This window comes from Rufibacter roseolus, from assembly GCF_017916365.1.
Classification (GTDB): Bacteria; Bacteroidota; Bacteroidia; order Cytophagales; family Hymenobacteraceae; genus Nibribacter; species Nibribacter roseolus.
The window spans coordinates 1,274,956-1,294,462 of record NZ_JAFMSU010000003.1; the positions used below are offsets into that span (position 1 = coordinate 1,274,956).

At 46.3% G+C, this 19,507-nt stretch carries 16 protein-coding genes and 2 tRNA genes; 13 read left to right on the top strand and 5 right to left on the bottom strand.

What is annotated here, in order from left to right:
* The first annotated feature begins 189 nt into the window (after positions 1-189).
* Complete coding sequence (locus tag J3P35_RS21125; RefSeq protein WP_246850401.1) at positions 190-1,185, top strand: glycoside hydrolase family 43 protein; 996 nt, start codon at positions 190-192, stop codon at positions 1,183-1,185.
* Positions 1,186-1,335: 150 nt separating this feature from the next.
* On the opposite strand, the gene J3P35_RS21130 is transcribed toward J3P35_RS21125, so the two are convergent.
* Positions 1,336-2,094 carry a sterol desaturase family protein gene (locus J3P35_RS21130; RefSeq protein WP_210466699.1) on the bottom strand — a complete coding sequence of 253 codons (759 nt, stop codon included), beginning with the start codon at positions 2,092-2,094 and terminating at the stop codon, positions 1,336-1,338.
* A 352-nt stretch (positions 2,095-2,446) separates the two neighbouring features.
* Here J3P35_RS21130 and J3P35_RS21135 point away from each other — a divergent pair, with 352 nt between their 5' ends.
* The 12 genes from J3P35_RS21135 to J3P35_RS21190 all read left to right on the top strand — a co-directional run bounded on the left by J3P35_RS21135 (position 2,447) and on the right by J3P35_RS21190 (position 14,638).
* A complete protein-coding gene (locus J3P35_RS21135; RefSeq protein WP_210466700.1) occupies positions 2,447-5,368 on the top strand; it encodes a PAS domain S-box protein in 2,922 nt (973 codons plus the stop codon).
* A 445-nt stretch (positions 5,369-5,813) separates the two neighbouring features.
* Positions 5,814-6,674: an SdiA-regulated/phytase-like domain-containing protein gene (locus J3P35_RS21140; RefSeq protein ID WP_210466701.1), complete on the top strand. Its 861-nt coding sequence runs from the start codon at positions 5,814-5,816 to the stop codon at positions 6,672-6,674.
* 837 nt (positions 6,675-7,511) lie between these two features.
* Positions 7,512-7,943 (top strand): hypothetical protein, encoded by a 432-nt coding sequence (locus J3P35_RS21145; protein WP_210466702.1) that lies wholly within the window; start codon positions 7,512-7,514, stop codon positions 7,941-7,943.
* Positions 7,915-9,063, top strand: a complete 1,149-nt coding sequence (locus J3P35_RS21150; protein WP_210466703.1) for a hypothetical protein — start codon at positions 7,915-7,917, stop codon at positions 9,061-9,063. The genes J3P35_RS21145 and J3P35_RS21150 overlap by 29 nt, the downstream gene beginning before the upstream one ends.
* A gap of 324 nt (positions 9,064-9,387) precedes the next feature.
* Positions 9,388-10,116 carry a site-specific integrase gene (locus J3P35_RS21155; protein WP_210466704.1) on the top strand — a complete coding sequence of 243 codons (729 nt, stop codon included), beginning with the start codon at positions 9,388-9,390 and terminating at the stop codon, positions 10,114-10,116.
* On the top strand, positions 10,073-10,474 hold the full coding sequence (locus tag J3P35_RS21160; protein ID WP_210466705.1) for a site-specific integrase: 402 nt from the start codon (positions 10,073-10,075) through the stop codon (positions 10,472-10,474). The genes J3P35_RS21155 and J3P35_RS21160 overlap by 44 nt, the downstream gene beginning before the upstream one ends.
* Positions 10,475-10,476: 2 nt before the next feature.
* Positions 10,477-11,313, top strand: a complete 837-nt coding sequence (locus J3P35_RS21165; RefSeq protein ID WP_210466706.1) for a hypothetical protein — start codon at positions 10,477-10,479, stop codon at positions 11,311-11,313.
* Positions 11,314-11,441: 128 nt separating this feature from the next.
* Positions 11,442-11,744: a helix-turn-helix domain-containing protein gene (locus J3P35_RS21170; protein WP_210466707.1), complete on the top strand. Its 303-nt coding sequence runs from the start codon at positions 11,442-11,444 to the stop codon at positions 11,742-11,744.
* Positions 11,741-12,274, top strand: coding sequence for a hypothetical protein (locus tag J3P35_RS21175; RefSeq protein ID WP_210466708.1), 534 nt, complete (start codon positions 11,741-11,743; stop codon positions 12,272-12,274). The genes J3P35_RS21170 and J3P35_RS21175 overlap by 4 nt, the downstream gene beginning before the upstream one ends.
* Positions 12,275-12,309: 35 nt before the next feature.
* Complete coding sequence (locus J3P35_RS21180) at positions 12,310-13,233, top strand: phage/plasmid replication domain-containing protein (RefSeq protein ID WP_317195413.1); 924 nt, start codon at positions 12,310-12,312, stop codon at positions 13,231-13,233.
* Positions 13,234-13,336: 103 nt separating this feature from the next.
* Positions 13,337-13,918 carry a hypothetical protein gene (locus J3P35_RS21185; RefSeq protein ID WP_210466710.1) on the top strand — a complete coding sequence of 194 codons (582 nt, stop codon included), beginning with the start codon at positions 13,337-13,339 and terminating at the stop codon, positions 13,916-13,918.
* 129 nt (positions 13,919-14,047) lie between these two features.
* The gene (locus J3P35_RS21190; RefSeq protein WP_210466711.1) at positions 14,048-14,638 is read left to right on the top strand and encodes a protein kinase family protein; all 591 of its coding nucleotides are present in this window, start codon (positions 14,048-14,050) and stop codon (positions 14,636-14,638) included.
* Positions 14,639-14,795: 157 nt separating this feature from the next.
* On the opposite strand, the gene J3P35_RS21195 is transcribed toward J3P35_RS21190, so the two are convergent.
* The 4 genes from J3P35_RS21195 to mutS all read right to left on the bottom strand — a co-directional run bounded on the left by J3P35_RS21195 (position 14,796) and on the right by mutS (position 19,420).
* Positions 14,796-15,791: an acyltransferase family protein gene (locus J3P35_RS21195; RefSeq protein ID WP_210466712.1), complete on the bottom strand. Its 996-nt coding sequence runs from the start codon at positions 15,789-15,791 to the stop codon at positions 14,796-14,798.
* A gap of 250 nt (positions 15,792-16,041) precedes the next feature.
* Positions 16,042-16,125 (bottom strand) — tRNA-Leu (locus J3P35_RS21200).
* A 76-nt stretch (positions 16,126-16,201) separates the two neighbouring features.
* Positions 16,202-16,274 (bottom strand) — tRNA-Gly (locus J3P35_RS21205).
* A 506-nt stretch (positions 16,275-16,780) separates the two neighbouring features.
* Positions 16,781-19,420 carry a DNA mismatch repair protein MutS gene (gene mutS / locus J3P35_RS21210; protein ID WP_394371302.1) on the bottom strand — a complete coding sequence of 880 codons (2,640 nt, stop codon included), beginning with the start codon at positions 19,418-19,420 and terminating at the stop codon, positions 16,781-16,783.
* Between the last annotated feature and the right edge of the window lie 87 nt (positions 19,421-19,507).

Genomic DNA, 19,507 nt, shown 5'->3' on the forward strand with positions numbered 1-19,507 from the left:
CTGGCCACGCTTTTTCTTTTGAGTTTCCCAAGATCAGCCATCAGGTATCCAATTTCTGTTTTAAGCCTGATTTTCTAAAAATAACCCCCAAACAAATTACCCAAGTTTCCACTTGTGACCTGTTTTCTAGAAAGAAGGCCCGAAACGCATCGGGCACCTGACTATCTGTTCACCCACTCCTCAATAAGCATGAAAAATATAGTTACAACACTTGGCAAAGCCACTGTTGCGGCGGCGCTCATGGGCTGCTTTACAGGTGCGGCCTCGGCTTCAACTCTTGCAGGCTCAGATACCACTTTCAAAGCTACCAGCAACCCCATTATTACCCACAAATACACCGCAGATCCGGCGGCCCTGGTGTACAAAGACAAGGTGTACCTGTACGCCGGTTTTGATGAGGCCCAGCGCGAGGGGTATTTCATGAACGATTGGCTTGTTTTCTCCTCCCCGGATATGGTGACCTGGACCGAGCACAAGGTGCCGTTGCGGGCCAAAGACTTCAACTGGGCCAAAGGCGAAGCCTGGGCCTCGCACGTAGTGGAGCGGGACGGTAAATTCTACTGGTTCTCCACCGTGGAGCACGCCACCATTCCCGGGAAAGCCATCGGAGTAGCCGTTTCAGACAGCCCTATCGGACCATTCAAGGATGCCCGCGGCTCTGCCCTCATCACCAATGACATGACCACCGACATCAAGATTGGCTGGGATGACATTGACCCGGCGGTGTTTATTGATGACAATGGCCAGGCCTACATTTTCTGGGGCAACACCACCCTGCATTACGCCAAGCTCAAGAAGAACATGACCGAGTTGGACGGCCCTATTAAAACCATCAAGCTCCCGCACTTCACCGAAGCGCCCTGGGTGCACAAGAAAAATGGCCTGTATTACCTGTCCTACGCCTACCAGTTCCCCGAGAAAACCGCCTACGCCACGAGCAAAAGCATTGAAGGCCCCTGGGAGTACAAAGGCATACTGAACGAACTGGCGGGTAACTCCAATACCAACCACCAGGCCATCATAGACTTCAAAGGCAAAAGCTACTTCATTTATCACAACGGTGGCATCCAGCCGGGGGGTGGCAGTTTCCGGCGCTCCGTCTGCATTGATTACCTGAACTACAACAAAGACGGCTCCCTGAAACGAGTGGTCATGACCTCAGAGGGAGTGAAACCAGCCAAGTAAGCACCTGACCACAGCCCTAAAAAGCAGCTTCTGTTTAGAAGCTGATTTCGTAAAAAAGCATAAAAAAGCGCCTCGCGAGTCTGACTAGCGAGGCGCTTTTTCTATTTACCAGAGGAGAACTGGCTCATGACGTAAAACCGGCCGTCTGAATTACTGCAGTTTGCCTGAGCTCACCAGCTTGGACAGGGTTTCTTTGTATTTCGCATGGGTGGTGCCCAGCCATTCGTCCCAGAACCGGAAGTAGAGCCCGTAGTTGCCCTTGAAGAACTTGTGGTGCATGTTATGGTTGGTGGAGGTGTTCAGCCATTTGCCCACCGGGCTGTCCACTAGCCAAGCGGGGTAAATCTCATAGCCCAGGTGACCATACACGTTGTACACGGTCATCAGGAGCAGAAACAGGGCAATGGCCAGCGGATGGATGGAAATGAGCAAAGCCACCACAAAGATGATCCCGCCTTCCACCACTGCCTCCAGCGGACTAAACGAGAAAGCCGCCCATGGCGAGGGGTTCACCGATTTATGGTGCGTTAGATGGAACAGCTTAAACAGGCGGGGATGGTGCATGAGCCGGTGGGTCCAGTAGAAGTAGGTATCATGGATCACCAGCGCCAGCACCACGCTCAAGGCAAAATAAGCCCAGCCATACGCGGAAATATTGGTATAGATCTGCGTGTGCGGCAGGACGTACTTTGAAGACAGCAACACCCCATATAGCGCAAACACCAGAAAAGTAAAGAACGAATACCCCACTTCGCGCGCGTAGTCTTTGCGGCGGGGAAATAAGGCCTGTATCTTACGGCCTGCGAATTTCTTAGGTAAGAAAATATAGAACAACACAAAAGCCAATCCCGCAATAACCAGGTACCGGGCGGCTAACACTGCATAGAAAAACCAGAATTGTGCATCCATTTCAGATGGCAGATGAATTTGATTGATTGGCTAACATTGACTCTCTCCCTCGGAACATTTCTGGCGCTTTGATTAGTTTACCCCCAAGTCAGAAAATATGGATTAGGTAGTCTGCAGCTATCATTTTTCCCCACCAGAGATAATATTTTATACAATAAATCTAGAATTTGCGTTGACACTGGGACTATTTTACCAAAACTAAGCCTTAAATTCGCAGAAACATACGCCAACCCTCCCCTTTCCCCGAGATTTGGTTTCTGCTGCAATCTGCCCCGGAAGCCAAATTTACAGACCCACCTTCAAATATTTATTCTATCATATTCCATATTAAATTTCATTACGCTTTCTGGTCATGCATATTCAACGTACCCTGTTTGGTGTTTTCCTGGTAGCTTTCCTGAGCCTGCTGTTCTTCACCGTACTTGCTTATTTCAACCTGAAGGAGAATGATTCCATAGACCGCCAGGAGAAAGTCTCCCTGCGGGTTCTCAAATCAATTGAAAGCCTGTACAACAACCTGCAGGACATAGAAGAAGGTACCACCACCTTTTTGGCATCTGGGCAGCAGAACTCACTTGCGCAGTACCAGGCAGGCGCTTCGCTTTACCCACGGCACCTGCAGGCCCTGCAGCAGGCTGGCGTCACAGACAGTCAGGAAACCGCCCAGATCAGGAATATTACCGCCCGTGCAGAAGTCTTCACCCGCCAGGCGGCATCCTTGGTTTCTCAGGCTAAGCACCATCCGATAAAACCAGGCGCCTCTGCCCTGCACCTGAAAAGCCAGTTGGCCCAGATAAAAGCCCTGGTGCACATGGTAGAGGAAAAAGAACGGAGCATGCTCCATTTCGCTGATGCGGACGCCACGGAAAGAACGCAACGTATGTTTGCCACCTTCGCGGCTTTCTCGGCCATCATGTTTATCTTTTTCATTGCCACTTACTGGCTCATCAACAAGCACCTGGTAAACCGCAGCCGCACCGCCAAGGCGCTCAGGGAAAAAGAGCAGATCTTCTCCAGCCTTTTCTACAAAAGTCCCACCATGCTTTCACTGGTAGATGCCACCACCGGAAACATCCTGGACACTAACAACAACGCCCTCGGTTTCTTCGGCCATACCCGGGAACAGGTTATTGGCAAAACTGCGGAGAGCGCCGGTATCTTTGTTGACAATTCGGCCAGGAAAGCCCTCATGGAGCGGTTAACCCAGGATCAGAAAGTAAATGGCTTTGAGATGCAGGTAAAGGCCAAAGGCCGCACAAGAGACGTTCTCTACAACATTGAAAAAGTGTTGCTCAACAACCAGGAGTGCCTGCTTCTGGCTTTTGAAGACATCACCGACCGCAAGATAGCCGAGCAGAAACTGAAGGACAGCGAGGCCCTTTTCTCGCAAATCTTCTACAAGAGCCCTATCATGAAGTGCATCTCAGAGGCCGAAACGGGTGTTTACCTGGAAGTGAACGACAACTACGCGCAGTTCTTTGGCTACGAAAAGGAAGAATTTATAGGCAAAAACAGCGCTGAGTTGAACATCTGGAAACGGATTGAGGACCGCCCCATGCTGATCAAGGAACTGCGCGAAAAGGGTCCGTTACGGTCCCTGGAACTGGAGGCCAGAACCAAAAACGGGGAAATCCGCCACATCTCCGCCCACGCCGACCTGGTGCACCTGGACGGCCGTGAATGCCTGGTGACGGCGTTCGTAGACATCAATGAGCAGAAAGAAGCCGATGAACTCCTGAAAAGCCTTAACGTTTCGCTGGAGAAGAACCTGGCGGCGAGAATCAAAGAGATTTCTGACTACAAGTACGCCTTGGATCAATCTTCCATTGTAGCCATCGCGGACAAGAACAAAAACCTCATCTACGCCAACGACAACTTCTGCGCACTGTCTGGCTTCAGCAAAGACGAGCTCATAGGTAAGAGCCACCGCATCAATGATGCAGTTTACCACTCAGAGGAGTTTTATGAAAAGATGTGGGAAACGCTCTACAGCGGCAATATCTGGAAGGGCGAAATAAAAAACATGTCTAAAAGCGGAGCCACCTACTGGACAGCCAACACCATTGTCCCCATCAAAGACGACACAGGCGCTCCGCACCAATTCCTGGTCATCAGGTGGGACATTACCGCAGAAAAAGACGCCGAGGCCGCTTTGCTCCAGGCTTTCAAGGAACTGGAGAAAAGCGAATCCCGCCTGAAAGAAGCCCAGGCCCTGTCTCACCTGGGAAGCTGGGAATATAACCTAGTAACCGGGGAAACCATCTGGTCAGAGGAGATTTACCGGATTCTGGACACCACACCTGCCCAGACGGAGCCCACCTTTCTCGCCTTCATGCAGTTCATCCACCCCGAGGATGTAGACCGGGTGAAAGAATTGGTGAGAAACACGCTGGCTTCTACCACGGCCAAATCCTGCCACTTTGATTGCCGCATAGTGCGCAGGAATGGCGATATCAGGTACCTCTTCCATGAGTTTGAGAAGGAAACAAACCAACTGGGCCAGCGGGAAAAGCTGCTGGGCATTGTGCAGGACGTGACCCAGGAAAGACTGACCCAGATTGAGAAAGAGCGCATCACCGCAGATTTGCTGCAGCGGAACAAAGACCTGGAGCAGTTTGCCTACATTGTGTCGCATAACCTCAGGGCGCCGGTGGCCAACATCATTGGGCTCTCAAACCTCATCAAGACGCTTGCCCCGGAAAATCCGCTCTTCCATAAATCCATGGAGGGACTGCGGACCTCGGTAGACAAACTGGATGAGGTGATCATTGACTTGAACAACGTGCTGCAGGTGCGCCAGGAAGTAAACGAACGCAAAGAGCAGGTGGACCTGAACCAGTTGGTAGACGATATCCGGTCAATGACCTCCAGCGTCATGACCAAGGAAAAAGTGTCCATTAAAACGGACTTCTCTGATCTGGACAAGATTTACACCATCAAAAGCTATCTGCACAGCATTTTCTCCAACCTTATCTCAAACAGCATTAAATACCGGCAGGCAAACCAAAAGCCGGCCATTGAGATCCAAGGCTGCAAAAAAGACGGCAAAAACATCATCACCTTCCGCGATAATGGATTGGGCATCGACCTGAAGAGCCATCAGCATAAAATCTTTGGTCTCTACAAGCGGTTCCACTTCCACACCGATGGCAAAGGAATGGGCTTGTTCATGGTGAAAACGCAGGTAGAGGCTTTAGGCGGCAAAATTCATGTGCAGAGCGAACTCAACCAAGGCACGGAATTTTCTATTGAATTTGAAGAGGCCTACACGTAAAAGGCTTTTTGGAAGGAGAAAACTCAAGCATCTTCCAGGAAGCCTATCTATGCTAATTTATCAAAAACAGCCCTAAAATACAGACAGCCTGCTTCTAAGCAGAAACCCATTGTTTGGATGGGAATCCATGCTTCGCTATCTACCTGTTATTTAATTGGTCTGTATCTTCTGAATTCCTTTCTCCCTTTTGCTGAAGGCTCATTCCTTCTCTCTCCAAAAATTCAACAGAACAGATAGAACTATAAGCTTAATCCATTAATTTATTGGATTTCAGATTTTATAAATTAACTTACTCTTAAATCTAACGCTTTCTGGGAATCAAATAGACTTACGTCTTAAAGGCCTTTGTATGCCCTTAAGCCGGCCAGAAACTGTAAACTTACGTCCCCCGCAAGTCTCCTCAATCAAAGTAAATCTTCCATATTCTTGCTTTAAAGGGATTCCTATGAAGACATACCTGCTGCTTGACTTTTTCTTTTCTTTGCTGCTGGGGCTAATGGGTTGCAGCAAATTGGAGGATACCACCAAGATCACCCCGGACCAAAACGAGGAACCCACCAAAACCCTGGTTGTTCCCATCATCAATGAGGCCTCTGGCATTGCCGATAGCAAATCCGTACCGGGTCATCTTTGGGTGCAGGAAGACAGCGGAAATCCGGCCCAGTTGTACTTACTCAGCCACAAAGGGGCCGTTTTGAAAAAAATACCCCTGAAAGGCGCCAAAAACCGAGACTGGGAAGACATAGCTATCTTTGGGGACCAGATTTACCTGGCAGATATTGGCGACAACAACAAAACCGCCCGGGAATATGCTTTCTACAGTTTTAAAGAACCTTCGGCCTCAACAGACACCATCAGGAACATCTCGGTGGTCAAATTCAAATACCCCGATGGCTCGCATGATGCAGAGGCTTTCCTTATTGACCCAAAAACCAGGAACATTTTAATCATTACCAAAACAGACACGCTTTCCCGGGTCTACAAACTAAATTACCCCTTCTCCTCTACGACCATGAATACGGCAGAATTAGTGGGGAATCTACCCTACTCCTACGTGGTAAGCGCTTCCCTTTCTGGCAGCGGGAAGGAAGCAATTGTAAAAACCTACTCTGCCTTATACCATTACCAGCAAAAAGGCAACGAACCGCTGGAAGAATACCTTCTTAAGGAGTTCAATACTTTGCCTTACACCATTGAGCCCCAGGGAGAGGCTGTCACGTTTGCCGCCGCAGACTCTGGCTACTTCACCTTAAGCGAAAAAGGGTTGGCCTCGGCTGTAAATCTTTACTTTTACAAGAAAAAATAGCAGGTGATACACGCTGTAACTAAGCAAAAAGCTCTTCCGGATTTTCCTAAAAACACATTTCAACTTCGCCCAACCTATTAATAATTGAATTATTATCACCTTTAACTTCCGTTAGCTACTTCATTGTTTTAATCAGAACGGCACTTGGATGACCCATCTGCGAATATAAACACGCTACATACATGCCAGTAATACTATAACTTTTTTTAACATTATTGCATTTTTCATATCACCTCAATTTTATTAGTAAGCTTAGTGTATCTCATCTAGATGTTTACAGATAAACTTTTCCAACAACCAAACTTTTAATAATCCTATTACTAAACAATTCTTCTGGGTTTGTTATTTGTAGTTTTGCCTTTATAAACGCCTAGGAAATAGACATTTACAAAACATATAATTGCATTTTATACGTATAAAATTTAACTTGACCCGCTCAATTGTATTACTTATCATATTAATCACTCCCAAACTTATTAGTATGCGCCTCATCTTGAGCAGTTGAGCCGCCCTAAACCTTATTCTCATTATTGGCCTTCACTTTTGGACAGGATATGGCTGAAATATTTTAGAATCTTTAAGCAATAGCAATACCGCGCATGGCCCAAGCAGAGCAAATCCGCTCAATACCCGACCATCCTTACTTTGTAAGAATGGCAGCCGGCCCTTGTAGAAATTGAGAATGTTTTAGTTACCACCTGGTATCAGTCTTTAGAAAGACAAAGATTTTTTGGTATGTTCTCCCTAAGATTTACCCTGGTGCTTCTGGCTGTTTTGCTTATACCATACTTCCTGAGGTCTAAGTATGGAGTTGCTTTAGAGCCTTATCCGGCAGTGATGCTTCCATCCGGATCGGGCACAGTGGATGTAGACCCAGACAAAACAAAGGTAAAATTCACCTCTTTATATGCCCTCAACACGGAGGGCACTTGGAGCAAGGTTGACAACGCACGCCTGCTTTACCCTATTCCTATTCAATACTTAAACCCTATCCTGGCGAAGGAATTTGGCCTCAAAGAAAATGCTGGAGCCATTAGGCCCGGTATACAATCTGAACTGGCCGGAAACCTAAGCATGGCCTGGGCTAAGCAAATTACGGAGCAGGACAAGAAGGAGGCAAGAGCGTGGCTAGGCAAAAAGCTGAAGCAACAGAATTTCCAGGAGTCCAGCCTCAAGGTGGTTCAAACGGTGAAAACTATCTCTATTCCGGATGGCCGAAAATTAAACAGCAGAGTAGCATATGAAAACACTTTACGCCTGGACCAATAAAGTAAATACGCTCTTTTGGGAAAGAGTCTGCTTGTCTACCACCCCTGAAAATGTAAAAGCCCTAAGTGCTTTCCGGATTGTGGTAGGCCTTTTTATGCTAGCCATCTACGTACCTAGTTTTAGTTGGATCGCAGGGGCTCCCCAGGCACTCTTCACTCCTCCTTTGCTCAGCTTAGCCAACCTCTTTGGCGGGTTTCCGGCACCAACCTTTTTCTACCTGCTAGACGGCGTGGTCCTGCTCAGCTTGGTTTGCTTCACAATTGGAGTCAAGGCAAGAATCTCTACCCTGGTTTTTCTTCTTGCCTGCCTTATTGGGTTGAGTTTCAACTTCTCCTTCGGGAAAATAGACCACTCCATCCTGATCTATTCCTTACTGCTATGCATGTCTTTCTCCGGTTGGGGAAGACACTTAGCGGTGCTCCCAGACAAAGCATCAAGGTTTGACTCTCCTTCCAAAAGTCTCTCTTTGCTTAGCATCTTACTCTGCTTTGCTATGTTCTCGGCAGGTTTTGAAAAGGCACTCAGTTGGCTAGACTTTGATCCCACAAAAAACGGGTTTCTGGGATGGTTCAATGACGGATATTATACCCTTGACCGGCATTATCTCTTAGCGGACTATGTCAACTACTTCCCGCCTTTGTTGCTAGAGGTCTTTGACTATACAGCCGTAGTTTTTGAATTGTCCCCGTTGTTCTTTCTTCTCCACTCCCGGAAAGCGTGGCGGCTGTGGCTCCTCATTGCCTGCACCTTTCATGTAACCAACACGTTTTTGCTCAACATCCCTTTCATCGCCAACAGCATGGTGTACCTCGCCTTCACCGATTTCACCTGGCTTTATGAAAAAATGAGCAATTTACTCAAACGGTCCTATGTAAAAGCCCTTGGGACCGGCGCCATTGTACTTCTGCTCATCATGCGAGGAAAGGAAGCTTATTATCTGGACACTTCCGCTGCCCTCTTATCCCCAAGTGACAAGACAGAACTGAAACTTTATTTAGGCCTCCTGCTTTGGATCTTTGCCATCATTTTAATCGCCAGAAGCCTGCTCCACCGACGGCCCACCGCAACCATCAGAGAGCCTAACAAGGAGATAGTTCCTGTTTTGGAGCCACAGTTTTAAAGCAATGAGAAGAACTTTATACAATCCAGGCTTCCTTGAACTTAGCTAAAACAAAGAGGCCCCGTAAGCTTGAACTTACGGGGTCTCTTTGTTTTAGTGTTCGTACCAGGAGCGGGTACACAACCCGCTAACATAGGAAAACAACAATAAATAAAAACCGCTTTAAAATATGTTTTAAGGCGGTTTTTCACTTTTCAGCTCCTTTCTATTTTCTCTTACTTTCCCTTGTTTTAGTAAATTTTGTTACCAGTTTGTTACTCGTTTGTTACTCGCTTCAATTCCTTTTATTATATTAGATAACAAAGGAAAACAAAGGGGTAAGAAGTGAAAAAAGCAGCTAACAAAGAACCTGTAAGGCTTAGGGAGAAAAAGCTAAGCAGCGGTAACATAAGCCTGTACTTAGATTATTACAAAGCAGGAGAAAGACAGTATGAGTTTTTAAAGCTCTATTTGATAGCAAAACCTAAGAACCCGCTAGATAAAGAGGCAAATCAGGCCAACTTAGAGCTAGCTCAACGCATCAAAGCTAAAAGAACAGAAGAGGCCCTGATGGGTACTTTTGACTTACAGGCAAAGAGCCTGAGCCATACAGATTTCATAAAGTTCTACCAGGCATACATTACCCATTACACCAAAAAAGATAACCGAGTACTGAGTGCCACCCTTAAGAAATTCCAAGCTTACCTATTGGAAAGGTTTGATAAGGAAAAGCTAGCCTGTAAAGACCTTACCCAAAATCTGATTATTGGCTTCAAGGACTATTTGGAAACCCACCATACAGGAGAGGGGCCCCTCACCTACTTCAACCGGTTCAGGAAAGTAGTAAAGCATGGCATTAGGGAAAACCTATTCCCAAAGAATCCGCTGCCTGAAAACCTGAAATTTAAAAGCGGGGGCATGACTAAAGGAGTGCTGAGCCTGGAAGAGATAAAGCTCCTATCAAATACACCATGCGGCAGCGATACCATCAAGCGGGCCTTTCTCTTTGCCTGCAATACCGGCCTGAGGTTTGGCGACATCAGAGCTCAAATGGCAGGATATAAGCAATACTGAGCTAACCCTAAGGCAAAGCAAAACCCAGGAGGTGAACAGGCTTAGGCTTAACCACAACGCCTTAAAACTCATAGGAGAGAAAGCCGGCCCTAAAGATCTAATTTTCCCTTTGCCCTCTTTTAATGGCTCAGCTAAAACTATCAAGAATTGGGCAACCAGGGCCGGTATAGAAAAACGCATTACATGGCACAGTGCCAGGCATTCCTTTGCTACCAATATCCTGCTGTTAGGCTATGACATCAAAACCCTTTCTCAGCTTTTAGGGCATACCTCTATTAAGCATACACAAAAGTACCTCAGCATTGCAGATGAGAGAAAGGGCCAGGCGGTTAACGCCTTACCTGACTTAAACTATTAGATATGGAAGATAAAATCTCTCTTGAATTAAAGAATGTAGAGACTGGAGCAAAACTCATTGTCGATATCAAATCTAGTGATGTTGCTTATAAGCTTCAACCTTTACTTGTAAGGTATAGCCAATGGTTTGAAGAGCAAGTGAGTAAGTTAAAACCAGAGTTTGAGGAAATCAAAGAAGGGATAAACCTGTGGCTTGTAGATAACTACAGAATCAATCCCACTACAAAAGATTTTGCTAATTGGTTTATACTCAACAAAGTGGGTAGTTATGAAATTGTTTTTGAAGGAACCAGCAACTTCAAAACAGGTGAATTATATCCCGAAGTGAAAATACATTTCAAATTTCCTGATCTTGACAAGATAGAGACTCCCTCAGTTCTTGAAAAAGATTTACACAGTTTCTGTTACTGGAAGCAGCAAAAGCAAGAAGCTTTAAATAAGGAAATATTAAGTAAGAATAGGTTGAAAACTCTTAAAGGGGTTACATATAAATGGAAAGGGAATCCTGAAGAATTAGTACCGCTTTACAGTCAACTTGTAAAAGGAGGATTTTTGCCAAATAATACTGATCAGGATAACTTTCAAGCTTTATTCACTGGGAAGCCCATGAATAGCATACAGCCTATTATATGGCTGGAGAACATAAACCTTCTGGCCTATCTGCTTAATCAACTTCAAGGCAATAAGAAGATTCCACTTAGTGACAATCTTTGGAGTATTGCAGAGTCTTGTTTTAAAGACATAAAAAATTTAAAGCAAGCCAAGCAGAACTATTTAAATAATAGCGTATCTAAGCCTGATGGTTTTGAGCTTATTGATAATATAATAAACTCCTTATAAGTTCTTTACCTATCCTTTACCGGTAAATAGCGGTCCATTCTTTTCCTTTACTTCTTTGCTGAACTTTACCCTCGTTAACAGCATAAGGATAGCGCTATCCATTTCTCTAACTTTTAATAAGGACAGAAATGGATCTACAACAATTAGATGCAAGGCTACAGAATATTGAGTCTTTACTCCTTGCCCAAAAAACAGTACTGACCTTTGAGGAGGTGTCAGCTTATACCGGATTGTCTAAAAGCTATCTGTATAAGCTAACCTCGGCAGCAGGCATTCCCCACTTTAAGCCCCAAGGCAAGCACATCTACTTCAGCAAGGCTGAGCTAGACCAATGGCTGCAAAGAAACCTTAGCGGGCCCTTAGATGCTTCAAGCATAGAAGAGCAAGCAGAGACTTACATTACTCTAAAGAAAATGGGAGGTGTAAGATGATAGCTGCATACTACCGGTTTGAGGTTCTGTCAGACAGACTAAAAGAATTAAACAAAATCAGGAGTAAGGCTAGATTAGACTGCATTGCCCATACTAATGTAAGAGGTTATACAGGATTGACAGATTTTGTCAATTGCAAAGGGCAAATAGCTTTCTATAAAACACCGGCAAAGGAGTTTGTAAAGGCAGACAAAAGAAGAATAGCCGAGTGGAGCCTAACAAATGGTAACCTTAACTTCTCAAGTATTTATTTTGAGGATATTGATTATCCTGAATGCGGCTATGGTTACCCTAATGCCAACAGACTGCTAGCCAATGGAAGCCCTAATCCCCTATTTTCATTTAGGAATGACTGTTACCTATTCCTTACCAATCCAGATCTAAGCCAAATAGAGATACTGGTTATTACTGGAGGGAGAAACCTAGTCAATCTATACTACCAACGATTGATAGATGGGGATATTGATCAAGAGGTGCAGACGCTTAGGCAACAAGCAAAGCCATTCTATGACTATGGAAGTGCTATATAGCAAGTGGTACACTACTACATTTTTTGTCAAGAGAGATGCTGGATACAGTACACCTTAGACTAAGCCAGGAACAGGCGGGCAGTAACCTAAGGGACTGCCTGCCCTACCTTACCGAGCTCTCAGAAACCTGCAAAGAAGATGGGCAGGTATACTTCACCGGCCACCTAAACAACTGCAGAGCCTACCTGTCAGAAAGCGGGCTCTTTATCAAAGGCAGCCTGCCCAAGTTCTACTTAGGCGACAACCTGCATACCCTGAACAGGAGCGACAGCAGAAGGGCATTTGAAATGATGGAAGATACCCTGCACTTGCCAGTCAGGAAGGCAACCGTTACCAGGGTAGATGCAGGCTTGAATCTGATGACTGATTATAAGCCAGAGCTCTACTATCCTTATCTAGGCCCCAGCAGCTACTACCAGCGCCTAACCCAGCCCAAAAGCATAAGCTATAAGAACGGGTTAAGGCTAAAGCAATTCTACAATAAGATAGCTGAGAGCAAAAGCAAGGGCGGGCCTATACCTGCCATTTACCAAGGCAGAAACGTGCTGAGGTATGAGGTAAGCTATATGCAACGCCTACCTAAGCAGTTTAACCAAGCCCTGATCACACCGGCCACCCTGACAGAGGAAGGCTTCTACATGGGCTTGATTGATAAAGTATTGCAGGAGTATGAGGTAATTCAAAAAGTAGGACTGATAAACATGGACACATCTAAAATAAAATCACCCAAAGATTACCTAAAGCAGGTCTTAGCCTTAACCATACAAGAAAAGGGCTTGGATGCTTTCCTGCACCATGTAGACCTGCTCAGAGAACTGGACACCTTTGATAAGCCAGAATACTACTCTAGGCTAAGGACAGAGATAAAGAGGCTTTCCAAAGGCCCAGCAGCAGACACCCCTGAACTGATACAGGAGCTTAACAAGAAAGTAGCCAGAGTAAAGCAGAATTACAGGTAATTGTTTATAAACCGGATCCGCCTACTACATTAAACCTTCAATTATTCATTATATTAATTGAATGATTGAAACACTTAACTACTCCACCAACAATAAGTAGTCTATGCCAAATCTTGCAGACATAAAAGATCAATTCATTGGAGGAAGAATTCCCTATGCAGTTCTCCTTGGTTTAAAGGAATGGAAAAGTAAGAGAGAAGAAATTATTAGAAGAGAGCACAATACTTGTGAGAAGTGCAAAACCTATTGTATAGAAGAATGGATGCCTACTTTTAATGGGCTGGTTACCATATATCAACCTGTTATATGGGAAGAAGTAGAAATAGAATTGCCAATAACTTCTACTTCTGGTATAGAAGTAGATGATACTTATACAACTATTACCATCCAGCCGGTTACCCAAGAAGATCCTCACATTGCCCAAATCCATCATACTTACTATTTAAAGAATAGGCATCCTTGGCAATACCCTAATGAAAGCCTGATGCTTGTATGCCATAAGTGCCATTATGAAATACATAAGGAAGAAGTGATAAAGGTATATGAGAATGCAGACTTTGGTTTCTATACAAACCTGACACCTTGTAGTAAATGCTTAGGAACAGGATATCTACCAGAATATGATTATCATAAAGATGGTGTATGTTTTGAATGCAATGGTTCCCGATTTACAGAATGGCAATAGTCGTTATATAATTTATATTTACCCTGATAACCAATGACTTATACCTCAAAAAGCGGTTATATTATAGCTTAATATAGTTCATATTCCTTAAGGATTTAGGTTTCAGATTTCACCCTTAACTCAGGCGATATGCCAAGACACTCCACATCACCAACCCTATTAGATGATGTTAAAACAATAACTATCACCAACCTCAAAAAATGGGAGTACCTAAAGCCCGACAGCCACAGAAGCGGGGTTATTACCTGGAGTTGGAACGGCCAAAAGACTTCCAGCATAAGCATTGCAGTCAATATCATATCCAGCAGCCCCTACATGGAGCTCAGCTATACCTGCAATGGAACGCCCTATGATTATAAGGTGCAGCTAACCCAACGGCCGGCCAACATCGGGAGAGGGCATGTATGGTATTTCATTTGCCCACATACCCAGAAGCTATGCAGAACCCTGTACATGGTAGGGAACAGGTTTCTGCACCGGCTCGCCTATACCGGCTGCCTGTATGAATCACAAACCCTGAGCCACAATAACAGGAACCTGCACCGGCTGCTGGATAAAGTCTTTGGCACTGATAAGCTTTATGAACAGTTATACAGCAAACACTTTAAAAGCCACTATGCTGGCAAGCCTACTAAGCGGTTTCTAACAATCCAAGAGAAACTCAAGCAAGCAGAAGGAATAAACTATGCTGAAGTTGAAAAGCTGATTTCCTGTATATAGCGCTAGACTTTCCTACACTAAGGTAGGGCATGGCAAATCTCTAGCAGACCTAGACAAGTAACCGCAAGGCTAGCAAAACTTTCATTATGCCATAATGGACTTAAAGGGGGTAAGTTCAATCCCTTAAAACGGGGGACTTGTTTACCTGATGAGCCCACTATCCCATGCCAAACAGATACTTATTAATAAGCTTAATTCTCGTCATCTGCACCAATGCACCTGCAAAAATTAGCTCACATATGCAGAGAACTACATAAAAGCGAGTTAAATCTTCTGTTCCAACAAATAATCTCACAACAATTATTGGGACAACATGCCAAAGGTAAAACCCTAAAGAATTCACCCCAACCCATTCTATCCATCCAGAGCGGGGAAGCAGACCTTTCCTAGAAATTTTTATTGAGACCCTAAGTAAAACAAGGTTAAACAGGAAGAAAAGAGGAATACTGGCAATTTTGCTTGGGTAATAGAATAATAATAGGGTTCCTATAGCTCCAACCAAAGCCATGCCTACATCTAGCCTCAGATAAGATAATAATGGCTTAGATCTAAGGTAAATCCCAAACACAAAGAACACATAGAAAAAAGGTCTAAAGGTATAAAGCACAAGATCTATTACTTTTCCCAGGACAGGTATCTTGAAGTATAAAGCAGGATACTCTTTGAGCACCAAAGAAGCGATAGAAATGACACAACTCAAAACCAAAAGCTTTTCAACTGATACTCTTACCTTTCCTGCAATCCAGGTCACCAATATCCAACTTAGGAACCCGGGAATAAACCACAGATGGTAATATGGCTTTATGAACGAATCAAAAGTAAGCTTAAGCAAATCCTCGCTTGGGAGGTTCACCAGGTTTACTAGAGGAATATAAACCAAGACAGCAACAACCCATGGAACAATAACCCTGAAAAGATACTTTAAGATAATTTCTTTCAATGAGGCAAAGCCACACTTAGAGTAGTTGAACAGGTACCCACTGATGCCAATAAATAAAGGCATGTGGAAACTGTAGATGATATACCTACAAACATTGTCATAAAGGGTGCCCTGGAGCACATGGCCTATAATCACAAACAAGATCAAACCCCCTTTTAGCAAATCTATATTACTTTGCCTTTGAGAGCCTTCTTTCAGTATAACCGTACTCATAATGCATTGCAAAAATCAACCTTCTGGGAAGCAAAATATCCACATAAGAGGATGCAGGAAATTAAGTTATCCAAAAACAAAGTCTCTGTTACAGATAGGCAAATGGGAAACAGACACAGCACTTAGGAATAAACTTCCTTAAAGTTATCTACCCTTTAAATCCAAGTAAAACTTGTTACTGGTTTGTTACTCGCCAAACAAAAAAGCCCTGTAAATAATTGATTTACAGGGCTTTATAATAATTAATAAGTACCAGGAGCGGGAATCGAACCCGCACGACCTAATGGTCACAAGATTTTAAGTCTTGCGTGTCTACCAGTTCCACCATCCCGGCGACCTCATTTCCCAAGCAGGAAACGAAATAGGCAGATAAAGAAAAGACGTTACCGAGGTAACGTCTTTTAACTTTGAGCGAAAGACGGGGTTCGAACCCGCGACCTCGACCTTGGCAAGGTCGCGCTCTACCAACTGAGCTACTTTCGCGTTTTCTAATTCGCTGTTTGAATTAGTGATACAAAGGTAAGCACAAAAATCACGAAGTCAAGCCCTGACCCAAAAAAAATCTTTACAAATAGCCAATCCTACTGAAAATCAGGGAGAAAAATTTTACACTTTTTATTGCCCTATACCTGTTTTAAGGCTGTTTTCCGGAAAACGGGCCTGAAACAGACCGGCATTTTCCGGGAGTGCAGCAGGAGAGTGCGCAAAAAACTGCTTCAATGATAAAAATCTGTCGTTCCGGCCCTGCTAAAGGACTCTTTTTAGCCCTTCTTTTGGCTACATCAGGGGTTAAGCTGCTTCTGAGTTGATAAAAATTATTGCTTTTAACCTTCCACATCCGTAAGCCAAAGTCCCCTAGCTGCAAATGGTGGACCCAAGGCAAAGCCATGAAGCACAAATGCCGTTTCGAGACTGTTTTGCTTAAAACAGCCCCGAAACGGCTTTCTCATCCCGAACTCAGGACTCAGGACTATTGACTCAGAACTCCTTTAGACCTTCTCCCTTTTGCCATCCACCAGCATCTTCAGCTCATTTAGTTTCAAAAGCGCTTCTACCGGGGTGATGGTGTTGATGTCCAGCTTCTCGAAGACCTCCTTGATGCGCACCAGCTGCGGATCGTTGAGCTCAAACATGCTGAGCTGGTAAGGCTGCTTGGGCAGGCTTTTAAGGGTTTCCTGCGGGTCCTGGTGTGGGTGCGCGATTTTCTCCTGCTCCAGGTGGTGCATGATCTCGTTGGCCCGGATCACGACGCTGTTGGGCATGCCCGCCATCTGCGCCACCTGTATCCCGAAACTATGGGCGCTGCCGCCTTCCACTAGTTTGCGCATGAACAGGATCTTGCCGTTGCTCTCTTTCACGCTCACGTTGAAGTTGCGCACCCGCGGGAAATCCTCCGTAAGCTGGTTCAATTCATGGTAATGGGTTGCGAACAAGGTTTTGGCGCGACCTTTGGGCGCGTTGTGCAGGTGTTCCACAATGGCCCAGGCGATGGAAATGCCGTCATAAGTGCTGGTACCGCGTCCGATCTCGTCCATAAGCACCAGGCTGCGATCCGAGAGGTTGTTCAGGATGCTGGCCGTCTCGGTCATCTCCACCATGAACGTACTCTCGCCCCGGCTCAGGTTGTCTGAGGCGCCTACGCGGGTGAATATCTTGTCAATAACCCCAATCTGCGCAGCCTCAGCGGGCACAAACGATCCTATCTGCGCCATGAGCACAATCAAAGCCGTCTGCCGCAACAAGGCGCTTTTACCGGCCATGTTTGGTCCCGTGATAATGATCACCTGCTGGTCCTCGTTGTCCAGCCGGATATCATTAGGCACATAACGCTCCCCTAAAGGCAGTTGCTTTTCAATTACCGGGTGACGGCCCTGCGTGATGTTGAGCACGGTGCTGTCGTTGACCTCGGGCTTCACGTAGTTGTTCTGGGTAGCCAGTTGCGCAAAGTTGGCCAGGCAGTCCAGCATACCCAAGGCTTTGGCATTCTGTTGAATCTGGGGCACAAACTCGGCGGCGCTCAGCACCAACTCATTGAAAATTCGCTGTTCAATTACGTACAGGCGGTCCTCGGCATGCAGGATTTTCTCCTCGTAGGTTTTCAGCTCCTCGGTGATGTAGCGCTCGGCGTTCACCAGCGTCTGTTTCCGCATCCAGGAACTGGGCACCTTGTCTTTGTGCGCGTGCGTCACCTCTAGGTAATAACCGAACACTTTGTTGAAGGCGATCTTCAGCGAAGAGATACCGGTATTCTGGATTTCGCGCTGCTGGATTTGCAAGAGGTAATCTTTCCCCGAGAAGGCGATGGCCCGCAGTTCGTCCAGCTCCGCATCAATGCCGGTCTGCACCATGTTGCCCTGGTTCGTGAGCATGGGCGCATCCGGCTTCAGGGTTTTCTGAATTTCATCCCGGATAGACTCACAGGGCAAGAGTTGGTCTGACAGTTTTTGTAATGCCGGTACACCGCTCACCGCCAGCAGTTCTTTGATGGGCAGCGTGGCCTCCAGCGCTCTTGCCAGTTGCAGCAGCTCGCGTGGGTTTACCCGGCGCACGGCCACTTTGGAGATGAGGCGCTCCAGGTCATTGATCTGCTTCAGGTAATGATGGATATCCTGTAACAAATCCGGACGGGCCTGCAGGGCTTCCACCGTGTCTAAGCGGCGGCGGATCTGGGCGGCGTCTTTCAACGGCAACACCAGCCACTTGCGCAGCAGACGTCCGCCCATGGGCGTAATGGTGTGGTCCAGCACGTCAATCAGGGGCACGCCCTCGGGGTGCTGCGGGTAGATCAGCTCCAGGTTACGTACTGTGAAACGGTCCAGCCACACGTATTTGTCTTCCTCCAATCGGCCCAGGGTCGTGATGTGGCGCAGGTCGTGGTGCTGGGTCTCAGCGAGGTAATGAAGGATGGCGCCGGCGGCGGTGATGCCCTCGGTCAGGTTCTCCACCCCGAACCCTTTCAGGGAGGCGGTATTGAACTGCTTGGTGAGCGCCTCCAGCGCGAAATCATAGCTGTACACCCACTCATCCAAAGCATAATGGCAGAGATCAGATCCGAAGGTCTGGAAAAACGTCTCCTTTTTGCCTTTGCAGAAGAGCACCTCGGCGGGGCTGAAATTCTGGAGCAACTTGGCGGCGTACCCAACATCGCCCTGGGCCAGGAGGAACTCGCCGGTGGAGGCGTCCAGCAGGGCGATGCCCACCAAAGTCCCCTTCCCGAAGTGCAGTGAGGCCAGGTAGTTGTTGCGTTTCTGCTCCAGCACCTGGTCGTTGAAAGACACGCCGGGGGTCACCAGCTCGGTCACGCCGCGCTTCACAATGCCCTTCACGGTTTTGGGGTCTTCCAGCTGGTCACAGATAGCCACGCGCTCCCCGGCCCGCACCAGTTTGGGCAGGTAGGTATCCAGCGAATGGTGCGGAAACCCGGCCAGCGCCGTCTCTGCGGCCGAGCCGTTGCCCCGCTTGGTGAGCATAATACCCAGGATCTTACTGGCCTTGATGGCATCCTCCCCGAAGGTCTCATAGAAGTCCCCTACCCTGAAGAGCAGCAGCGCCCCCGGGTATTTCGCCTTGATGGCGTTGTATTGTTTCATCAGCGGCGTGGCGCTGAACTCTGCGGTTGTCTTAGCCAAAGCGGTATAATGTGCTAATTATGTAATGTGCTGATGTGCTAATTCTAGATTAGCCTCCACAACCTTCTGTTGTTTGGCGGCCTTGTT